Below are 20,055 nucleotides of genomic sequence, written 5' to 3'. Positions count from 1 at the left end.
CGGCCTGCCGGCTATCCGAATCAGACTCGGGGGCCGCAGGGGCCTGGGCCGCATCCTGGTGGGCGTCCGCCTGTGCCGCCTCCTCCTGGTGGGCGTCCGCCGATGCCTTCGCACGATCCTCGGGTGCCGCCGCCGCGGTTCGGGTCGCCGCCGGAGCACTTGCCGCGGGGGCCCGTTGAGCAGCCTCGGCCGCTCGGGGAAACCGCTCCGGGGCCGGAACGTCCGGTGGGGCAGCCGCACGAGCAGCAACGGCCCGCCGAGGCGAGTTCGGCCACGCGCGAGCACGAAACGCGCGCGGGCGACGAGCAGCGCCCGGCGGAAACGTCCCCACGCGAACACGAGGCGCCCGCCACTGAAGAGCCGGCGCCGCAACAGCGTCCCGACGAAGCGACCCCGCGCGAACAAGAGCCGCTCGCGTACGAAGGGCGTGCCGACGAGCAACCGGTGCACGAACAGGAAACGGCCGCCGGTGAACACGCTGACTACGGGCAACCCCGGCCGGACGAGCCCTACCTCACCGACCACGACTTCCACACCGATGATCCCGCCGGCATTCGGCGGGTCGAGGACACCTTCATGGACTCCGGGCGCTCCAGCCTGGAAGACGGCGAGTGGCGCCACGAACAGGTCCGCCGCGAAGCGCTGGCCAAGCGCGACGAGCACCACCCCGGGATCTCCGATGACGGGGCCTTCGCCGTCCACGCCTACACGCGGTACGAAATGGTCGGGCCGCTCAACCGCGCCCTGCGGATGGGCGGTCCCGAACTGATCGACCTCGCGCCCCAGGCCGGGGCGCTCGTCTCCGGGCTGAACGAACTTCCTCCTCACCTCGGCACCGTCTCGCGGCGGGTCGACTTCGGCGGCAACCTCTCGCGGCTTCAGGCCTTCGTCTCGCGGTTCCACGACGGCGCGCACATCACCGAGCCCTCGTTCCTCAGCTCCTCGAAGATCGACGCCGACCACCCGCGGAGCAAGTTCCCCGGTGAAGTCGAGATGCGGATCCAGTCCAAGACCGGGCGCGACGTCGAGTCGATGGCCAGCATCGGGCACGAACGCGAGGTCCTCTTCAAGGCCGGGACGCAGTTCAAGATCACCGGCGTCGAGGAAGGCCCTGGGCACCCCAACCACAAGCCGAAGCCCGAGCCCGGGCAGCCGCACTACGTCGTGCATGCCGAGGAGGTCGTGGCCGGTGAGCCGGGGCACCTCGGGGCGCACGAGGCGCGCGACGCCATCGAGCAGCGCCGCGCCGACGAGCGGGCCGACGAGGACCGCTTCCAGCGCGAGGCCGACGAAGAGCTCGAGCAGTTTTACGCCGAGCACCCCGAACTCCGCCCGGGTGACATGTCGAAGCTCACCGCCTTCGACGACCCCAACGCGGGCCCTCCGCCCGAGCGGGTGCCGCCGGCCACCGGGGAGCCCGACGGGGGTTGGGCGCAGCTCGCCGAGCCGCTGACGCCGGGTGGGCCGCCCGTCTTGCACGCCGGGTCCGTCGAGACGCCGCAGCAGCACGCGCGGCTCGTGCGGGACGCCGTTCCCGAGCTCGGGGACGTCAACACCCGCAACCACTACGGCCCGGACGGCCTCCAGAACGGCTTCCGGACCAACGCCGCCGAGTCGATGGTCGCCTTCGAGCGACGGATGAACGGCGAGGACGTCGTCGCCGGGCCGGCCCGGCAGCAGAGCCTCGCGCACGTCAGCGAGCAGCTCGGCGGGCAGTGGCACAGCCGGGGCAGCTTCGACGACGTCGCCCGTGACCTCGGGGAACGTCCCGTCGGCGCGCGGTCGGCCGTCGCCTTCGAGACGCCTGACGGGGAGTCCCGGCTGGTCGCCGCCGTGCGGACCGAGCACGGGGTGCTCTTCGCCGATCCCGTCACCGGGCGGCTCGCCGAGCTGCCGCACGACGCCACCGGCGTCCACGCCCTGCCGCTCGGCGGCGGGGACGCGCCCCCGCACCACGAAGGCATCTCCGACCGGCTCAACCCGACGACGGAGCGGCTCCCGCACGACGAGGGCTACCTCTTCGACGGCGAGCACCACGGCACCCCGGCCGACCACGAGAGCATCCGCCGCGCGGTCGGTGACGAGGACATCTACCAGCAGATCCACGACCGGGCGCTGGACCGCCGGGACGCCGCCGGGCTGCCGCTGACCGACGAGGGCGCCGTCGCGCTGCACGGCTACACCCGCGGCGAGTACGCCTACGACGTCAACGAGGCCCTGCGCCGCGGCCCGGACCACCCCGGCTTCGACCTCGCGCACGAGAACACCCGCGCGATCCTGGACGGCCTCAACCAGGTCCCCCGCACGTCCGGGGAGAGCCTCCGCGGCATCGACGTCGGCGGCGATCCGCGCCTGGCGGAGCTGGTCGCCGGGCCGTACGAGCCGGGGCGGGTCGTCGTCGAGCCCGCGTTCTCCAGTGCGTCGATCAAGACCGGCGAGTTCTCGACGTCGAAGTTCGGCGACGACGTCGAGCTGCACGTCCGGTCGGACAACCTGCGCGACATCTCGAAGCTCGCCGAGAACCCGGGCGAGCGCGAGTCGCTTTCCCCGCCCGGCACCCAGCTGCTGGTGCACGAACGGCGTCTCGAGATCACCCCCGACGGCCGCCGCAAGTGGGTCATCGAGGCCGAAGAAATCGGGCCCGGCCACCCGCGCTACCTCGATCCCGAGGCCGCGCAGCAGAAGATGGCCGAGCGGCGCGCGGAGAACGACCACAACGCGGCCGAGTTCGAACGTCGCAAGCAAGCCGCGATGATGGAACGGCTCAGCGGGCTCAACGAGCCGGCGCACGTCGCGCCTTCGCCGGAGCAGCCGACCGTCCACGACACCGTCGACGAGACGCCGGCCGAACCGCTGCCGGCCGCCGAGCCGAGGCCGGACTACTCACGGCTGGCGCGCTCGACGAACCCGCCCGCCGAACCGGCCATCCACGCCGGCGGGACGACGCCGAGCGAGCGCGCGGCCTACGTCCAGGACCGGCACCCGCACCTGCGCGACGTCAACCCGGGCTTCCGCGAGCCCGGCGCGCTCGAAAACGGTTACCTCTCGAACTGCACACGCGGCCCTGAGGCGTACCTGGATCGCGTGCGCGGCGGCGACCTGACGGCCGAGCCGATCCTGCTGCACGAAATGGCCAGCCGCGGCACGCTCGAGCACCTCGAGGGCCGGTTCGGCGAGACCTTCTCCGCACGCGGCAGCTACGACGACGTGATCCGCGAGATGCGCGAGCGGCCGCTGGACCACCACGCCGTGGTCGCGGTGAAGTACGACGGCCCGAACGGCGTCGAGTACGGCCACGTGGCGATGGTCGTGCACACCCGCGACGGCGTCGCGTTCATCGACCCGCAGTCCGGCGACCTCATGCACCTGCCTCAGCCGCCGAAGAGCATCAAGCTGATGCACGTCGGCACGCCGGACGAGGTGCACATCGGGTCCGACCACGTCACGGGGGACCACGGCGGGTACGGGACAGCCCAGCCGCACGACGCGTTCCTCGCCCGCGACGACGTCGCCGCCGCGCTCGACGGGCACGCGTCGGCGGACTACATCCGCGAGCACATCGGGCAGCACCCCGAGCTGATCCGGATCCTGAGCGAACCGGGCAACGACTACCTGACCCGCTCGCTGCTGGACAACCCGAAGACCCTCGAGAGCCTGCTCAAGCACCCCGAGGCGATCCCGATCCTCGAGGACGCGGTCCACGAGGTGAACGAGCGCGGCTACCACGTCATCGACGACGTGGAGCATCAAGGCGTCGAGCCCTTCGACCCGACGCCGGAGCAGGCGGAGATCTCCTCGGACGTCGCTGGGATCGCCGCCGTGGCCCCGCCTGAAGCGCTGCGGCACGGCAGCTTCGACCAGGCACGGGCCGGTGATCCGGAGTACTGCGAGCAATGGGTCGCGGAGGAACGCGAGCGCTGGCCCGAGACGCAGGGCACGCTCAACCGCATCACCGAGCGGATCGCCGGAGAGACCGACGGCCACCCGGGATTCCGGCCGGAGCCGAAGGACGACGTCCGCGCGCTGGCGAAGATCGCGAAGTACGGCTGGGACGGCTCCCAGCTGCACGACCTCGTCGGCGCCAAGATCCAATTCGAGCGGGTGGCGGACATGTACCGCGCACTGGACGCGGTACGCAATGATCCCGAGCTCCAGATCGTCGACTTCACGGACCGGCTGGCCGGGCCCAAGGACAGCGGTTACCGGGACCTGCAGCTCAACGTCCGGCTGCCGAACGGACACGTGGCCGAACTGCGACTGCACCTCACGCACATCGACGAGGTGGCGTCGTACGAGCACGCGCTCTACGAGGTGCGCCGCGACTTCGAGACGTTGAGCAGGAAGGACGGGCGAGAAGGCCTCCTGTCGCCGGAGGAGGCGGCCCTCGCCGCGGCGCTGACCGAACAGGTCCGAGGCCGGTTCGAGGAAGCGTTCCGGCGGGGACTGACATCCGAGGAGAGCGGCTGATGGCCTTCCAGACCCCCAGGTTCTACAAGTACTACGCCCAGACCTACCGGATCGACTCGACGCCCGACGGCGGGTTGAAGGGCACCATCCTCAATCTGCGAACGGGCTTCTTCGAAGCCGACAGCAGCCACATCCGCGAGCTGATCTGGTCGACCACGGAGTCGAACATCGGCGGGCCGTTCAGCGAGGAGAAGTTCGTCCAAGAGACCGAGATCGAGCGGAACCACTACCTGTCCGGCGACGGCCCGATCTTCGCGCTCTACGAGACGATCAACGGCATCAACGGCACAGCATTCAAGGAGGGACGCGGCCGGACCAAGCAGGAGACCGCGCTGGTCCACGCGTTGCAGAAGCGCACCTTCAAGATGTGGGAAGACGAAGCCGCCCGGATCGCCGCCGGTGAGGCACCGTCGTTCACGGTGACGAGCCGCTTCAACGCGGGGCAATGATTCACGTGGAACAACGACTTTCGCCCGACGACCAGCGCACCCTCCTGGTGCAGCTGGGAAAGCTCCTGCGCGACCACCGGTTGGACGCCGCCGGGCCCGCCGCCGTCGACTTCCGGCAGGTCGGGGCGCACCGCGAACTCGAAGGCCACAACGCGACGACGTCGGACGCGCTCGGCGAGCTCTTCGCCCAACTGCGCGAGGGGATGTACGCCGAAGACCGCGGGACGTGGCTGCAGGCGCGGTTCACGCTCAACCCGGACGGCACCTTCGACTTCGACTTCGCGCGTGACGACGACCCGGTGTGGACCGAACCGCCGGCCGCGACCGACTACCCCGACGAGCTCGCCGCCTTCCCGCGGGCCGACGAGCACATCCCGGACTGGTGGCGGCTGCGCGCGCAGCTTCCACTCGGCCTGGTGTTCCGGCACGCCGAGATCGGCGACCCGGACGTCGAGCGGCCGCCGCTGACCGACACCGAGGTGCCGCTCGTGCTGCAGTACCTCGAACGCGAAGCCGTCGTGCACGAGGACGGCGACCAGCGGTTCCACAGCGACGGGACGTGGATCTGGTCCGACGCGGTGCCGCTGCTGCTCGCGAAGCACGGCGTTCCGCCCGAACCGGACCTCGTCGCGCACATCCGGCGCCACCACTTCCAGCCGCCGTACGTCGAGCCGCTGGTGCGGCGGACCGCCGAGGCGGATCTGCGGGGCGGGCCGCGGCCGAAGCCGGGGCGGGCCGACGTCAAGAAGACCACCGGGGACGTCGCCGCCGAGCTGGAGACGACGCCGGATCCGAAGCTGGCCGATGAAGAACTGCTGATCGTGCTGGTCCAGCGGCTGGGCGAGCACGGCGTCTGGCCCGAGGCCTACCGGGTCGGGGAGCGGGCGGACGGCACGTGGTGCCTCAACTTCACCCCCGGCGGCTGGGAGGTCGCCGCGTACGCCGGCGGAACGGCCCGGGAGCCGAAGTACTTCACCCGGCTGGAGGATGCCGCGCAGCAGCTGCTGGGCGCGTTGCTGCTGCACCCCGCCCGGATGACCGCGGGCCACGAAACCCCCTTGGAAACCGCCAAGGAGCTCGACGACTGGCCGGTCCACCCGGCTCCGGGTGAGCCTCCCCTCACCCTGCTCCGCAACAAGCGCATCACCCGGCTGGTGGCGGGTACGGTCGTTCTGCGCTTCGGCGAAGAACCCGGCAACCTCGTCCACCACGGGGAGGTACGGTTCGCCACGACGTCGCTGCCGCTGGAACGTGAGCGGCAACGGCGGAGCTACCGGCTGAGACGCCCTCTGCACGTGATCACCGGCATCACGGTTCCGTGGGCGAACCTGCCGGGTGGTGCGGTGGCCTTCGTGCTGCCGAAGACGATCGCCGAGCACGAGTCCGACGGAAGCCTGGAGAGGATCGAGTAGGTGGAAGCGGCGGAAGCGATTGCCAAGGTCGGCCAGTGGCTGCGCGCGGTGCACGGTCCGGACGTCTCCGGTCCCGCCGGGCTCCGGGTGGACACCGGGAAGGTCCTGCGCATCCCCGAGGGCTGGTCGGTGCCCTACAACACCATCGCGTTCCTCGACGAGGGACGGCCGGAGAAGGAGATCTTCCCGCCGCCGTCGGTCGTGGTCCGCGAGCCGGACGGCGAGCTGCGGCAGGCGCACCCGCACCCCGGCGGGCTGTCGGTGCCGGTGGCGTTCCCCGGCCAGGAGAACTGGCGCGAGGTCGTCGACCCCGAGTACGTGAAGGCCGGGCTCGGTGAGCTGGGCGTGCCGCTGCAGGCGGTCGCGGGCTGGGTGAAGGTCGACGCCGAGGGCAACCAGACCGGCGAAGAGCGCGAGAACCCCGAGTACAAGGCCGGCCCGATCCGCCGCGGCTACCCGAAGCCGGAGAACACCCTCGAGACGCTGCTGTCGTTCGGCAGCGTCGGCTGGCTGACCCGGGAGCTGCTGCTCATCGGGCTGATCCGCTGCGAGGTGTTCGTCCCGCTCGACCTGGAGACCGGCAAGACCGACCGCTTCTACTTCGCCGAGGAGCGCAACGAGCTCAAGGTGTTCAGCTCGACCCGGCACCTGCCCTCGCGCGAGCACGGCTGGTGGAAGGTCGACGTCGCCACGCTCGCCGAGTTCGAGCACCCGCCGAACCTGGTCATCAACGGCGGCCCGACGACCATCGAGGACGTCTCCAGCGGCGAGCTCGCGGAGATCGTCAAGCGGTTCCCGCGCCACGAGCCGCGCATCGACGTGCACGGCCGCTGCCCGGAGGCCGAGGAGGACCTGATCCGCGTCGCCGCCGACACCGCGGCGCGGATGGGGCTGCCGGACCCGGTGAAGCCGCCGCTCAAGGCGGCCGAGAAGGCCCGCCGCCGCGGCTTCGAGCTGACGGCGGAGGAGTGCGCGAAGACCGTGCTCGGCGAGTCCTGGCTGAAGCGGCTGCAGATGCCGGAGCCGCCGCGGAGCAAGCCCAACGACCTGCGCGCGAACGGCCTGGCCCCGGCCTACGACAACGCCGGGCGCACGGTGCCGCGGCTGGACACGTTCGGCAAGTACCCCGAGCGCGACCTCGACGGCTTCCGCTACGGCTGGCAGCGCGTCACGGGCGCGTACGTCGGCTTCGCCCTCGGCGAAGCGCTCGGCGCCGCGGTCGACCGGGTGCCGCTGCACGACATCCACGCGAAGTACGGCATCGAAGGCGTCACCGACCTGCTGCCCGCGTTCGACCAGGTGGGCCGGATCGGCTCGCTGACGCAGCGGCTGCTGTTCTACACCGAGGCCGTCGTCCGCAGCCCACACCGCGAGCAGCCGGAGTCCCGCGAAGCCGAGCAGCTCTTCCCCGGCGTCGTCCGCGGGGCGCTGCAGCGCTGGCTGCGCACCCAGGGCGCGCCGATGGAGAACGCCGACGGCTGGCTCGTCCAGGTCGCGGACCTGCACGCCCGCCGCGACGCCGACGACGCCGAGCTCAACGCCTACCACCAGCTCGCGACCGAGGCCGCGGGCGCGCCGCCGCTGACCGGCCCGGCCGCGCTGATCCCCGCGTTGCCCGCCGCGCTGACCATGGCCGGGCCCGGCAGCGGGCTCAGCGGCGGCGCGCGCCAGGCGGTGCGCGACCTCGCCGGCGTCACCCACCCGACCGAGCCGGACCTGGCCGCCGCGACCTACCTGACCTGGCTGTTCGAGCACGCGCTGACCAAGGACGCGTTCAGCTTCCCGATCTGGAACCTCAGCCGCGAGGTGCTCAACCCGGACAACCAGTTCCAGCAGGGCCCGGAGTGGACGGCGATCGGGGACATGGTCGCCGAGTCGGTGCCGTTCTTCGGCGAGCACGGGCTGCCCGACCTGCGGATGGCGGAGCTGATCGGCGACGGCCAGACGACGCTGTCGGTGCTCGGCCGCGCCTTCGCCGCGTTGTCCGGCTTCGAGAACTACCCGGAGCAGGCGCTGCTGCGCGCGGTCAACCACTCCGGCCGCAGCGCGCTCACCGGTGCGCTCGCCGGCGCCCTGCTGGGCGCGCGCACCGGGATCCCCGGGCTGCCGCAGAAGTGGGTCGACCAGCTGGAGCTGCGCTACCTGGTCGAGAACGTCGCTTCGGACGCCTACTGGCACTTCGACCGGCACTCGGCGCTGAGCGCGCAGGGTGACACGTGGATCGAGCGGTACCCGCGGCATTAGCCCGAGGATGGGGAGCATGGAAGAACAGGACGCCGTCGCTCGCGTGCGGGAGTGGTTGCGCACGCGACCGGGCGGTGACCGGCTGCGGATCCGGGACGAGCTCACCACGCGCCGCCCGGACGGCTGGCGCTTCACGGTCAACGCCGCCGCGTACCTGGACGGCACCGACGTCGGCGCGGGCCTGATCCCGGCCCCGGTGCTGTTCGTGCCCGGCGACGGCGGCGAGGTCACGCTCGACCAGGCGTCGATGGCGAGCACGCCCGCCGAGGCCGAGTGGCGGCCCGACGTCGATCCCGAGTTCGACGAGAAGGCGTTCCCGGAGCTCCCGGTGCGGGCGATCCGCGGCTGGACCCGATCGACCGGCGAGTACCGGGTCAACGAGCAGTACACGCCCGGCCCGGTCTGGCGCGGCTTCCCGGTGCCGGCGACGGACGCCGCCAAGCTGCTGACCTACCTGGCCGTGGGCTGGATCAGCCGTCCCGAGTTCGCCCAGGCGCTGCTCGACTGCGAAGTGCTCGTGCCGCTGCCGGACGGCGAGCCGCTGCTGCGGCCGGTGCCCGGCACCGGCGCCCGCGAAGTCATCGCCTACAGCTCGTCGGCGCTGGTTCCCGGGCGCTACCCGCGCCGGTGGCGGGTGCCCGTCCGCGATCTGCCGTCGTCGGCCGGGCTGACGCTCGACCCCGGCACCGGGCTGGTCCGCAGCCTGACCGCGGCCGAGCTGGGTGCGACCGGCGAACGCGGTCCGCGGGTCGAGGAACCCGCACCGGAAGCCGGCCCCGCGGTCGCCGACGCGCTGCCCGCGCTGGTCGGAGAGTTCGGCGTCGAGCCGCCCGACCTGCTCGAACGGCACCTGCGGTACGCGGTGAACCACGCCCGCGACCACCACTTCGAGCTGACGCCCGAGGAGTGCGTCCGGTACCTGCGCGGGTTCGCCTGGCAGTACCGCAACGGCGTCCGGCGCCGCGCGGGCCAGGCCCCGGAATGGCCCGCCGACCTGGCCGCGCACGGCCTGATCGCGCACGTCGACGAGGAGGGCCGCCCGCGGCCGGTGCCGTGGACGTTCGGCAAGTTCTCCGCCTTCGGCACGCCCGCCGGGCGCTTCGCCTGGCACCGGATCGTCGGCGCGTACGTCGGCTTCGCGATCGGTGACGCGCTGGGCGGCGGTGCCGACCCGGCCGGACCGCTGCCGCTCGGCGGGCTGACCCGGCACCTGCTGTTCCACACCGACATCGTGCTGCGCGGGCTGCCGCCGGTGCCGACCGGCGAAGTCCCGGCCACGCTGCCCGAGCCGGACCCGGTCGGCTGGCTCGCCGTCGCGACCCGGCACGCGGGCCCGCCGCCCGCGGAGTTCTCCGCGCTGCTGGCCACCGCGCTGGCCGCGACCCCGGCCGGCGCGGTCGCGCTCGCCGACGTCGACGGCGAGCGGTACGCGAAGGACGTCGCCCGCGAGCTGACCGGCAGCGGCGCCGGGGCCGAAGTCACCGAAGGCGTCGAGCTGCTGATCGCGGTCTTCCAGGCCCTGCTCACGCGCGAGGCGTTCGCGCTGCCGGTGCACGTCCGCCTGCGGGAAGTGGGCGGCGACCTGGCGACGTCGACGCTGGCGCTGCGCGAGGACCGCGACGCCGACGACGTCGCCCAGCTCGAAAGCATCGGCGACGGCCGGAGCGTGCGCTCGGTGCTCGGCCGCGCGCTGTTCGCCGCGGCCAAGCGCGGCTACGACCCCGCGGCGGCGATCACGCTCGCCGCGCGCTCCGGCCCGGTCGCGGGCGCCCTCGCCGGGGCACTGGTGGGAGCCCGGGTCGGCCTGCCCGGCCTGCCGTGGGTCTCGGCGCTGCCCGACCTCGGGCTGCTGGAGGACATCGCGAGCGACGTCTTCTGGTACTTCAACCGCAACGGCCTCCAGACGGAGACCGCGGAACACCCGCGTTGGGAGCGCCGGTACCCGAGCGGCCGGTTCACCCCGAAACCGAAGGGACCGGACTTGCGATCGCGACTGCGGGGCAGCCTGCTGGCCGGGGCGATCGGCGACGCGCTGGGCGCGAAGACGGAGTTCGACTCGATCGACCGGATCCGCGAGATCGCCGGGCCGGCCGGGATCACCGACTTCATCCCCGCGTACGGCGGCGTCGGCCGGATCACCGACGACACGCAGATGACGCTCTTCACCCTCGAAGCGCTGATCCGCGCGCACGCGCAGCGGCGGCGCACCGGCTCGGCCGACGTCGTGCACTCGCTGCAGCTGGCCTACCAGCGCTGGCTGCACACCCAGGGCGTCGCGTGGGACCGGGCGCGCGGGCCGCAGTCGGCCCTCGATGCGCCGGACGGCTGGCTGATCACCCACCAGGAGCTCTTCAGCCGCCGCGCCCCGGGCCTGACCTGCTTCGGCGAGCTCGAGGCGTACGGCCGCTCGGGCGTCCGCGGCACCGTGGAGCGGCCGGTCAACAACTCGAAGGGCTGCGGCGGCGTGATGCGGGCCGCGCCGATCGCGGTGTGGTCGGACGACCTCGCCGAGGTGTTCCGGCTCGGCGCCGAGAGCGCGGCGCTGACCCACGGTCACCCGAGCGGGTATTTGTCGTCCGGGTGCTTCGCGGTGGTCGTGCACGAACTGCTGCACGGAAAACCCCTGCTCGACGCGGTCGCGACCGCGCGGGCGGAGCTCGTGAAGCACGCGGGGCACGAAGAGCAGAGCGCGGCACTCGACGCTGCCTTGGCGCTGGCGGAGCAGGGCCCGCCGACGCCGGAGAAGCTCGAATCGCTCGGCGCGGGGAACATCGGCGAGACGGCGTTGTCGATGTCGGTGTACGTCGCGCTCACCACGACCGACGCCGACACGGCGTTGCTGGCGTCGGTCAACCACAGCGGGGACAGCGACTCGACCGGCTCGGTCTGCGGCAACCTCGTCGGCGCGATGTACGGCGAGGGAGCACTGCGGCAGAGCTGGCTGGAGCGGCTGGAGCTCCGCGACGTCATCGTCGGACTGGCGGACGACGCGATCACCGAATTCGGCCCGGGTGCGCCGGGTGACGACCGGTGGTTCGCTCGGTACCCGGTCGACTAGATTCCTGGGGTCACTGGGGCAGGGGAGGACAAAACGTGCGTTACCGGGTTGAGGTGGCCGAACGCCCGGACGGCCTGTACGCGACGTGGGGCGAGGGGACGTTCCGCGCGCAGCGGTCCACCACCGACGGCACCGTGCTGCTGTCCGTGCTTCCGGAGGAAGAGGCGCCGGACGGGTTCGACAAGGAGCACGACGGGCGGCCGGCGCGAGTGGTGCCGGCGAGCGAGGTGCCGGCGACGTTCACGCTGCGCACCTTCGCCGAGTACGACGGCGAGGTGTTCGAGGTCGCTCCGGGCGAGCGGCCCGAGCTGACCTTGCGCTGGGTCCGCGACGACAGCGTCCGCGCGGCGCAGCTGGGGCTGACCGACTTCTCGGTCACCGTGCCGGCCAAGCAGGTCACGGCGTTGTGGCAGACGCGGCTGGACTTCACCGAGGCGCCGGACGCGCGGCCGCAGCCGGGCGGCGACGACCAGAACGCGCTGCTGCGCGCGATCGGCCGGACGCTGCTGCACACCGTGCCCGGCGGCTGGTCGCGGGTCGGCGCGCAGTTCCGGCAGGTCGGCGACTACGCGGAGATCGAAGTCCGCGCGGTCGGCGACGAGGACGGCCCGGTGTCGGTGTCGCTGCCCGCGGTGCCCCGGCTCGGCGGCCTCTTCGCGCGGCTGCGCGCGGCGATGTTCCAGCCCGAGACCGGCACCTGGTTCCAGGGCACGTTCACGCTCGACTCGGCGTCGTCGTTCGACTTCGACTTCGACGCCGACCGCGAGCCGGACTGGCGGGTGCCGCCCAACGACGGCGGGCGCCCGTCGACCGCCGCCTACGAGCTGGAGCTGGCGACCTACCCGCGCACGCCGAAGCACGCGCCGGCGTGGCTGACCGCGAAGGCCGGGCTCCCGCTGGACACCGCGTTCCGCCTCGCGCGGGCCGCGGACTCGCACGCCGAGGGCGAGCGTCCGGTGGTCAACCGGCCGCCGGTGCCGCCGGATCAGGTCCGCGGGGTGCTCGACTACCTGTTCCGCTCGCCGGTCGCGCTGCACCGGCCGACGCCGCTGCCGGACATCTTCGGCGTGCCGGGCGCGAAGCCGGACGTGCCGAACGCGTTCCACACCGACGGCACCTGGATCTGGCCCGCCGCCGTGCCGCACTACCTGCGCAAGTACGGGGTGCCGCCGGAGCCGGAGCTGGTCGAGCACATCCGGGCGGCCGCTTTCCGGCCGCCGTTCGTCGGCGAGCTCGTCCGCGCGACGGCGGAGGCGGAGGTCAGCGGCACGCCGCGGCCGGCGCAGACCGCCGCCGACCTGCCGGACGAGCGCGCGCTGACCCGCGTCGCCCGCGGCGAGCAGGTGCGCAACCTGCGCGGCGCGGAGACGCTGGAGCTGCTCCAGCAGCGGCTCTCCGAGCACGGCGTGCCCCCGGCCGCCTACCGGATCGGCGCGAACGAGATCCCGGCCGAGGACGTCTGGACGCTGCGCCGCGCGGAGAACGGCTGGGAGGTCTCACGGCCGCCGTCCGACGAGCCGGTGGCGTTCGGCTCGCTCGGCGACGCGGCCCGGTTCCTGCTCGGCGTGCTGCTGATGCTGCCGCCGCGCCCGGCGGAGGAGTCCGACCAGCCCGCCGACTGGCCGATCCTGCCGATGCGCGGCGAACCGCCGTTGAACTTCTACCGCGGCAAGCGCCTGATCACGCTCGCCCCGGGCACGACGGTCGTCCGGTTCGGCAACGAGACCGGCAACCTGGTGCACGCCGCGGGTACGCGGTTCGTCGAGGCCGCTCTGGCCTTCGAGCGCGAGCGGGAGAAGCGGCTGTACCGGGTGCAGCGGGCGGTGCGGGTGCTGACCGGCGTGACGGCGCCGTGGAGCGGGATGCCGGGCGGCGCGGTCGCCTACCTGCTGCCGCGCCCGCTCGCCCAGCACCTCGAAACGGGCTCGCTCAGCAGGCAGTGATCAGGACGGCGGGCGACCACCAGTAGTCGGCGAGCGGGGTGACGTCGACGTCGGTGAAGCCCGCCGTCTTCAGCTGCTCGGTCCAGCCCGCGGCCGGGTGCTCCCAGTTCGTCCGCTCCTGCCCGGAGACGATCCCGAGCAACACCGGCAGCAGGAAACCCTGCGCGACCAGGGAGGCGTCTTCGCCGTACTCGGCGACCCCGCGCTCGTAGCGTTCGACGAGCGAGCGCAGGTGCTCCGGCGAGCCTTCCTCGAACTCGGGGACGTCGAACTCGGCGATGACCAGCTTCCCGGTGCGCAGCTGCAGCGTGCGAAGCACCTCCGCGCGCTGTTCCGGCTCGATGGACTGCAGCGCGAACGTCGACTGGACGAAGTCCCAGCCGAGGTCGTCGCGGGCCAGGAACTCCTGCGCGCTCGACTGCCAGCACTGCGCGGACGGCACCCGCTCGTGGACGCCTTCGAGCAGTGCGGCCGACGGTTCGACCAGGTCGATCCGCGCCGGGGTGTGCGCGGCCTGCTCCAGCGCGGGCACGACGGCGAGGCCGTCGCCGCAACCCAGGTCGAGCAGCGATTCGGGCTTTTCGGCGTCGTAGCGCTCGGCGAGCGCGGTGCTCAGGGCCCGGTACAGGCCGATGTTGCCGCCGCCGCGGATGAAGGTCGTGAACGCGCTCGGCTGGTCGTACACCGGCGCCGAGCCGTCTCCGCCCAGGTAGATCCGCAGTTCGTCGGCCAGCGTGGAGCCGGCGCGCCCGGCCCGGGCGGCGAGTTCGACGGCCTGGTCGCGGTCACCGGCGCGGTGGGCGAGGAGAGCGTCGGCGAGCAGCTCGATCGAGGTCATGTTCAGGAGATATCAGAAGGGGACCCAAAGCGTCACCCGAGTGCCCCCGCCGGGCAGTCCGGATTCGACCAGCGACGTCCCGCCGACCTCGGCCAGCCGCGCGGTGATGGACTCGCTGATGCCGAAGCCGGCCGGGTGGTCGGCCGCGCTGAAGCCGCTGCCGTGGTCGCGGGTGATCACCGCGATCCCGCCGTCGCGCTCCTCGACCCGGACCACCACCCGGTCGGTGCCGGAGTGCTTCATCGTGTTCCGCAGGGCCTCGCGCACGGCGTCGCGGATGGCGATCTGCCGGACCTCCGACAGCGTGTCGTCGTCCAGCTCCGCCACCACGAGCTGGGCGCGCAGGCCGTCGCGCGCCATCTCGGCGGCGAGCGCGGCGAGCTTCTCGCCCAGCGGCCGGGCGCCCGCCTCGGCCCGCTCGGACTTCGCCGACTCGATCGTGTGCCGGATCTCCATCGCCTGCGCCCGGGCCAGCCGCTGGATCTCGACCAGCCGTTCCTCGGGGTTGGCGGTGCCGGACAGCGCCATCGCCTCGAGCGTCTGCAGCACGGTGTCGTGCAGCATCCGGTGCTGCTGGGCGCGCTCGGCGAGGCGTCCGTTGCGGGTGCCGTAGGCCAGCGCCAGCCGGGTGCCGAGGCCGGTCAGCAGCAGGGCGGCGGTGGCCAGGAACAGCTCCGCGAGCAGCACGGAGTACGTCGAGAACGCGGCGTCCACCTGGAACCGGCCGGTGTTGAGCCAGTTCGCGAGCATCCGCAGCGGGAAGCTCGCCAGGCCGAACACCAGCCCGCTCGGGACGCCCAGCGCGAGCGTGAGCAGCCCGGCCTCGCCGAAGAGGTGGACGCTGCTGACCGCCAGCGCGTCGAAGTAGGCCACCGCCGGCACGGTCAGCGCGAGGACGAGCGGCGAGAGCACGGAAAAGAGCAGGTCGACGGCGAGCAGCTTCCCGGCGTCCCGGCCGCGGAACGGCGCCGAGCGGAACATCCAGCGCAGGCCGATCACGTTCAGCGCGACCGAGAGCAGCGTGAAGACGCCGACCGGCAGCAGCCCGGTCGTGCCGTGCTTGACGGTGTACACGCCGAACTGGCCGGGCACCGCGAGCAGCCGGTAGGCCAGCGGGATGAGCACGACGTACCGGGTGGCGCGCAGCAGCAGGCCGTCGCGCTCGCTCGGGTCGATCGGGCCGTTCATCCGCGAGATGCGCCGGAGCGCGTGCATCGGGGCCGGGTCGGCGATCTCGTCGGGCAGCTCGCTCGTGGCGGTGGCGATCGCGGGGGCGCCGCGGCGCATCAGCGCCACCAGGAAGCTGCCCCCGCCCGTCACCGGCTCAGCCGTTCCCGACGCCGTTTTCCGCGGCCCACTGCTTCAGCTCGGCCACGGCGTCGTCGTGGTCCAGCGGCCCGCGGTCCAGGCGCAGGTCCTTCAGGAACTTCCACGCCTTCCCGACGTCCGGTCCCGGCTTGATGCCGAGCAGTTCCATGATCTGCTCGCCGTTGAGGTCCGGGCGGACCCGGTCGAGGTCCTCCTTGGCCTTCAACGCCGTGATGCGGGCCTCGAGGTCGTCGTAGGTCGCCTGCAGCGCGGCCGCCTTCCGGCGGTTGCGCGTGGTGCAGTCGGCGCGGACCAGCTTGTGCAGCCGGGTCAGCAGCGGACCGGCGTCGGTGACGTACCGGCGGACCGCCGAATCCGTCCACTCGCCCTTGCCGTAGCCGTGGAACCGCAGGTGGAGGAACACGAGCTGGGAGACGTCATCGACGATCTCCTTGGAGAACTTCAGCGCCCGCAAACGTTTGCGGGCCATCCGCGCGCCGACCACCTCGTGGTGGTGGAAGCTCACGCCGCCGCCCGGCTGGAACTCCCGCGTCGCCGGCTTCCCGGCGTCGTGCAGCAGCGCCGCCAGCCGCAGGATCAGATCGGGTCCGGACGCCGGCTCGTGCGAAGTCTCCAGCTCGATCGCCTGCGCGAGCACGGTCAGCGAGTGCTGGTAGACGTCCTTGTGCTGGTGGTGCTCGTCGATGGCCAGCCGCATCCCGGGCACCTCGGGCAGCACCCGGTCGGCCAGCCCGGTGCCGACCAGCAGCTCCAGGCCCGGCCGCGGGTCGGCGGCCAGCAGCAGCTTCGACAGCTCGGCCTGCACGCGCTCGGCGGTGATCCGGTCGATCTCGCCCGCCATCGACGTCATCGCGTCGACCACCCGCGGCGCGGCGGTGAAGCCCAGCTGCGCGGCGAACCGGGCGGCCCGCAGCATCCGCAGCGGGTCGTCGGCGAACGACTCCTGCGGCGTCGCCGGCGTGTCGAGGACCTGCTCCCGCAGCGCGCTCAGCCCGTCGTGCGGGTCGATGAACGTGCCCGACGCCAGCTCGACGGCCATCGCGTTGACCGTGAAGTCGCGGCGGAGCAGGTCGCCCTCGATGCTGTCGCCGAAGGTGACCTCGGGGTTGCGGCCGACGCGGTCGTAGCTGTCCGCGCGGAACGTCGTGATCTCGAGCTGCATGCCCTTCTTGGTCACGCCGATCGTGCCGAACGCGATCCCGACGTCCCAGACGGCGTCGCCCCAGCCGCTGACGATCTTCAGCACCCGGTCGGGGCGCGCGTCGGTGGTGAAGTCGAGATCGCCGGACGGCCGGTCCAGCAGCGCGTCCCGCACGCTGCCGCCGACCAGGTAGAGGCGGTGGCCCGCACTGGCGAACCTCTCCGCCAGTTCCTCGGCCAGGGGGGAGACCCGCATCAGCTCCACCACCGCGTTCTGCTTGACGACCACGTCGTTCACGAAAATCCCACTACGTTCCAGGTGCGCTTGCTCCGAGCACCGCCGGACACGGACACGGAGAGCCAGCCTACCGGGGCAACCGTTTGCTCTAGCATCGCAGCATGTCTGGATCAGCCGGCCGACCCGGCGCCTCGAAGCCGCGCAGGCGGCGCAGGCGTCAGCGCGGCAGGCGCCTGACCACGGTCGACGAGACGTCGGCCGGTGGCCTCGTGGTGGACGCGGCGCGCGAACAGGCGGTGCTGATCGGCCGGCTCGACCGGCACGGCAGACTGCTGTGGTCGCTGCCCAAGGGCCACATCGAGGACGGTGAGACGGTGGAACAGACGGCCGTGCGCGAGGTGAAGGAGGAAACCGGCATCTCCGCGCGCGTCATGCGTCCGCTGGGCACCATCGACTACTGGTTCGTGGCCGAGCGGCGGCGCATCCACAAGACCGTCCACCACTTCCTGCTCGAGGCGCTGGGCGGTGAGCTGTCCGACGAGGACGTCGAGGTCACCGAGGTGGCCTGGGTCCCGCTGGCCGAGCTGGAGACCAAACTCGCCTACTCCGACGAGCGCAAGCTCGTCCGGAAGGCCAAGGAACTTTTCGCGCGCCCGGACGTCCACGGACGAGACGAGCACGCCCCTGAGGGAGCCCCCGAGTGAAGCGGTTCGCCGCAGCCTTCCTTTCCGTCCTCTTCCTGGCCGTCCCCGCCCTCGCCGGCGCCTCGGTGGCCCAGGCGGAGGAAGGTGCCCGCCTGCGCGTCGACCTGAACGAGCTCGCCCCGCGCGTGATCACCGGGTCGACCACGACGCTGACCGTCGCGGGCACGGTGACCAACACCGGCGACCGGAAGGTCACCCGGCCGCAGGTCCGCCTGCAGGTCGGTGACCGGGTCACGACCTCGCGCGGGGTCAACGACGTGCTCTCCGGCGCCGTCCTCAAGGACAGCCCGCTGACCGACTTCGCCCCCGTCGCGGACGCGCTGGACCCGGGGCAGAGCGCGCCGCTGAACATCACGGTGAATCTGACCGGCCCCCGCGCGGAGCGGTTCAGCCGGCCCGGCGTCTACCCGCTGCTGGTGAACGTGAACGGCACGCCGGAGTTCGGCGGGCCCGCCCGGCTCGGCGCGGTCAGCATGCTGATGCCGGTGCTCACCGGGCCCGGCAAGCAGTCGAGCAGTCGCGCCGGCGCGCCGAGCATGACCATGCTCTGGCCGCTGACCAGCAGCGTCCCGCAGGTGTACGCGGCCCCGTACGGCCAGCCGCTGGTGCTGCGCGACGACCGCCTCGCCGCCGAGATCAGCGGCGACGGCCGGCTGAACGCGCTGGTCGGCGCCGCGACCACGGCCGTGCGCGGCAGCTCGAACCTCGCGAAGTCGATGTGCTTCGCCCTCGACCCGGACCTGCTGACCACCATCGACACGATGAGCCGCGGCTACCAGGTGCACACCGACGGCGGGAACGTCGACGGCAAGGGCACCGAGGCCGCGAAGGCGTGGCTCGCCGCGCTCAAGACGCTGCTGACCGGCCGGTGCGTCGTGACTCTGCCCTTCGCCGACGCCGACCTCGAGACCGTCGCCAAGATCCGCCCGGGCGACGCCACGCTGGTCACCGGCGCGGTGTCGGGCGCGGCCGCGATCCAGCAGCTGGCCGGCGTCACGCCGCAGACCGGGGTGCTCTGGCCGGGCGGCACGCCGAGCGAAGCGGTGCTCACGGCGTTGTCGCAGGCCGGCGTCCGCACGGTGCTGACCGACGCCGCCAAGCTGGCCCCCACCGCGGCCGGCGGCGGTGTCACCGTGCAGGGCAGCGCCGTACGCGCGCAGCCGACCGACTCGCTGGTCTCGGCCGCCATGACGGGCGTGCCGACCGTGCCCGACTCGGTCACCTCGCCGGTGAACACCGAGCGGGCGATTTCGAGCCAGAACGGCCTCGGCGCCCTCGCGTTCCGGGCCGGTCTCGGCCAGCCGGCCGGCCAGGAGCGGCCCGACCACCTGCTGGTCGCCCCGCCGCGGCGCTGGGACGCGCCGGTCGCCGAGCTCACCGCGTACCTCGAGCAGGTCGCCGGCTTCATCACCGCCGGCGTGGTCACCCCGATCGCCCTCCCGTCGCTGCTCTCGGCCGACCCGGCCGCCTCCGGCGCGGTCGGCGACGGCGGCCAGGACCCGAACGCGGCGGTCGACCCCCAGGTCGCCGCGACGCTCTCGGCCGTCGACGGCCAGGCCACCGGCATGGCGTCCTCGATGCAGCTCGACCCGACCAAACGGGTGAAGCCGGACGACGTCGTCGCCCCGGTCCGGCTGGCCGAGCTCCGCGGCGCCTCGACGGCGTGGCGCGGCCTGCCCGCCGACGCGGCGACCGCGAACGCCCAGGCGGAGATCGCGGCGATCAGCGACCGGGTGAGCGTCCAGCAGCCGCGGCAGACCATCGCGCTGGCGTCGGGCAACTCCCCGCTGCCGGTGTACGTGGTGAACGACCTGCCGGTGGGCATCAACGCGCGGTTCACCTTGAGCAACAACACCGGATTGCGCACGGACGACCGCAAGGAGGTGTCCTTCCCGGCGGGCGGCGGACGGCAGTACCTGCTCCCGGTGGAGGCGCTGCGGGCCGGCCGGTTCAGCGTCGATGTGTCGTTGAGCACCCCGACCGGTACCCCGCTCGGGTCATCCGCGCGCTTCGAGCTGACGTCCACGGAGTACGGCGCGATCACCATCATCGCGACCGTCGCCGCAGGTGTGGCCCTGCTTCTGCTCGCCTCGCGGCGCATCTACCGGCGGGTGAAGGACGCCCGCGCGGGACGCGATGTAGTGGACTGATCCCTCGGCCTTCGCGTGTTCCGCGCGGTTCCCGATTACCCTTGGTCCGCACGTGCGCGGCACCCGGCCGCGGCACCGGAGTA

11 protein-coding genes are annotated in these 20,055 nt (G+C 72.8%); 8 read left to right on the top strand and 3 right to left on the bottom strand.

The features are described 5' to 3' along the window. Positions 1–225 precede the first annotated feature (225 nt). Genes ACLJQM_RS35125 through ACLJQM_RS35100 form a run of 6 tightly spaced genes read left to right on the top strand, consistent with a single transcriptional unit; the run spans position 226 to position 13,573 of the window. Complete coding sequence (locus ACLJQM_RS35125) at positions 226–4,467, top strand: toxin glutamine deamidase domain-containing protein (RefSeq protein ID WP_410634660.1); 4,242 nt, start codon at positions 226–228, stop codon at positions 4,465–4,467. Then, complete coding sequence (locus tag ACLJQM_RS35120) at positions 4,467–4,916, top strand: hypothetical protein (RefSeq protein WP_360775434.1); 450 nt, start codon at positions 4,467–4,469, stop codon at positions 4,914–4,916. The genes ACLJQM_RS35125 and ACLJQM_RS35120 overlap by 1 nt, the downstream gene beginning before the upstream one ends. After that, complete coding sequence (locus tag ACLJQM_RS35115; RefSeq protein ID WP_410634659.1) at positions 4,913–6,328, top strand: TNT domain-containing protein; 1,416 nt, start codon at positions 4,913–4,915, stop codon at positions 6,326–6,328. Before ACLJQM_RS35120 ends, ACLJQM_RS35115 begins: the two co-directional genes overlap by 4 nt. Further along, positions 6,329–8,572: a YrhB family protein gene (locus tag ACLJQM_RS35110; protein WP_247016323.1), complete on the top strand. Its 2,244-nt coding sequence runs from the start codon at positions 6,329–6,331 to the stop codon at positions 8,570–8,572. Between the two features lie 16 nt (positions 8,573–8,588). Further along, positions 8,589–11,630 carry an ADP-ribosylglycohydrolase family protein gene (locus ACLJQM_RS35105; RefSeq protein WP_410634656.1) on the top strand — a complete coding sequence of 1,014 codons (3,042 nt, stop codon included), beginning with the start codon at positions 8,589–8,591 and terminating at the stop codon, positions 11,628–11,630. Positions 11,631–11,665: 35 nt separating this feature from the next. Next, positions 11,666–13,573: a TNT domain-containing protein gene (locus ACLJQM_RS35100; RefSeq protein ID WP_360775425.1), complete on the top strand. Its 1,908-nt coding sequence runs from the start codon at positions 11,666–11,668 to the stop codon at positions 13,571–13,573. Here ACLJQM_RS35100 and ACLJQM_RS35095 read toward each other — a convergent pair. The 3 genes from ACLJQM_RS35095 to ACLJQM_RS35085 are packed head-to-tail and all read right to left on the bottom strand — an operon-like array spanning position 13,560 to position 17,178. Beyond that, entirely contained in the window at positions 13,560–14,411 is an 852-nt protein-coding gene (locus tag ACLJQM_RS35095) for a class I SAM-dependent methyltransferase (protein ID WP_410634655.1), read from the bottom strand. The genes ACLJQM_RS35100 and ACLJQM_RS35095 overlap by 14 nt on opposite strands. 12 nt (positions 14,412–14,423) lie before the next feature. After that, complete coding sequence (locus tag ACLJQM_RS35090) at positions 14,424–15,731, bottom strand: sensor histidine kinase (protein WP_247016315.1); 1,308 nt, start codon at positions 15,729–15,731, stop codon at positions 14,424–14,426. 4 nt (positions 15,732–15,735) lie between these two features. After that, positions 15,736–17,178, bottom strand: a complete 1,443-nt coding sequence (locus tag ACLJQM_RS35085) for a CCA tRNA nucleotidyltransferase (RefSeq protein WP_410634653.1) — start codon at positions 17,176–17,178, stop codon at positions 15,736–15,738. A gap of 101 nt (positions 17,179–17,279) precedes the next feature. Between ACLJQM_RS35085 and ACLJQM_RS35080 the strand changes: the two genes are divergently transcribed. Continuing rightward, complete coding sequence (locus ACLJQM_RS35080; protein WP_163046934.1) at positions 17,280–17,822, top strand: NUDIX hydrolase; 543 nt, start codon at positions 17,280–17,282, stop codon at positions 17,820–17,822. Continuing rightward, positions 17,819–19,972, top strand: coding sequence for a DUF6049 family protein (locus tag ACLJQM_RS35075; RefSeq protein ID WP_410634652.1), 2,154 nt, complete (start codon positions 17,819–17,821; stop codon positions 19,970–19,972). Before ACLJQM_RS35080 ends, ACLJQM_RS35075 begins: the two co-directional genes overlap by 4 nt. Positions 19,973–20,055 lie beyond the last annotated feature (83 nt).

Origin of the sequence: Amycolatopsis sp. cmx-4-83 (assembly GCF_046548815.1) — a bacterium.
Lineage (GTDB): Bacteria > Actinomycetota > Actinomycetes > Mycobacteriales > Pseudonocardiaceae > Amycolatopsis > Amycolatopsis pretoriensis_A.
This window is presented reverse-complemented; position numbering and strand designations above follow the sequence as displayed.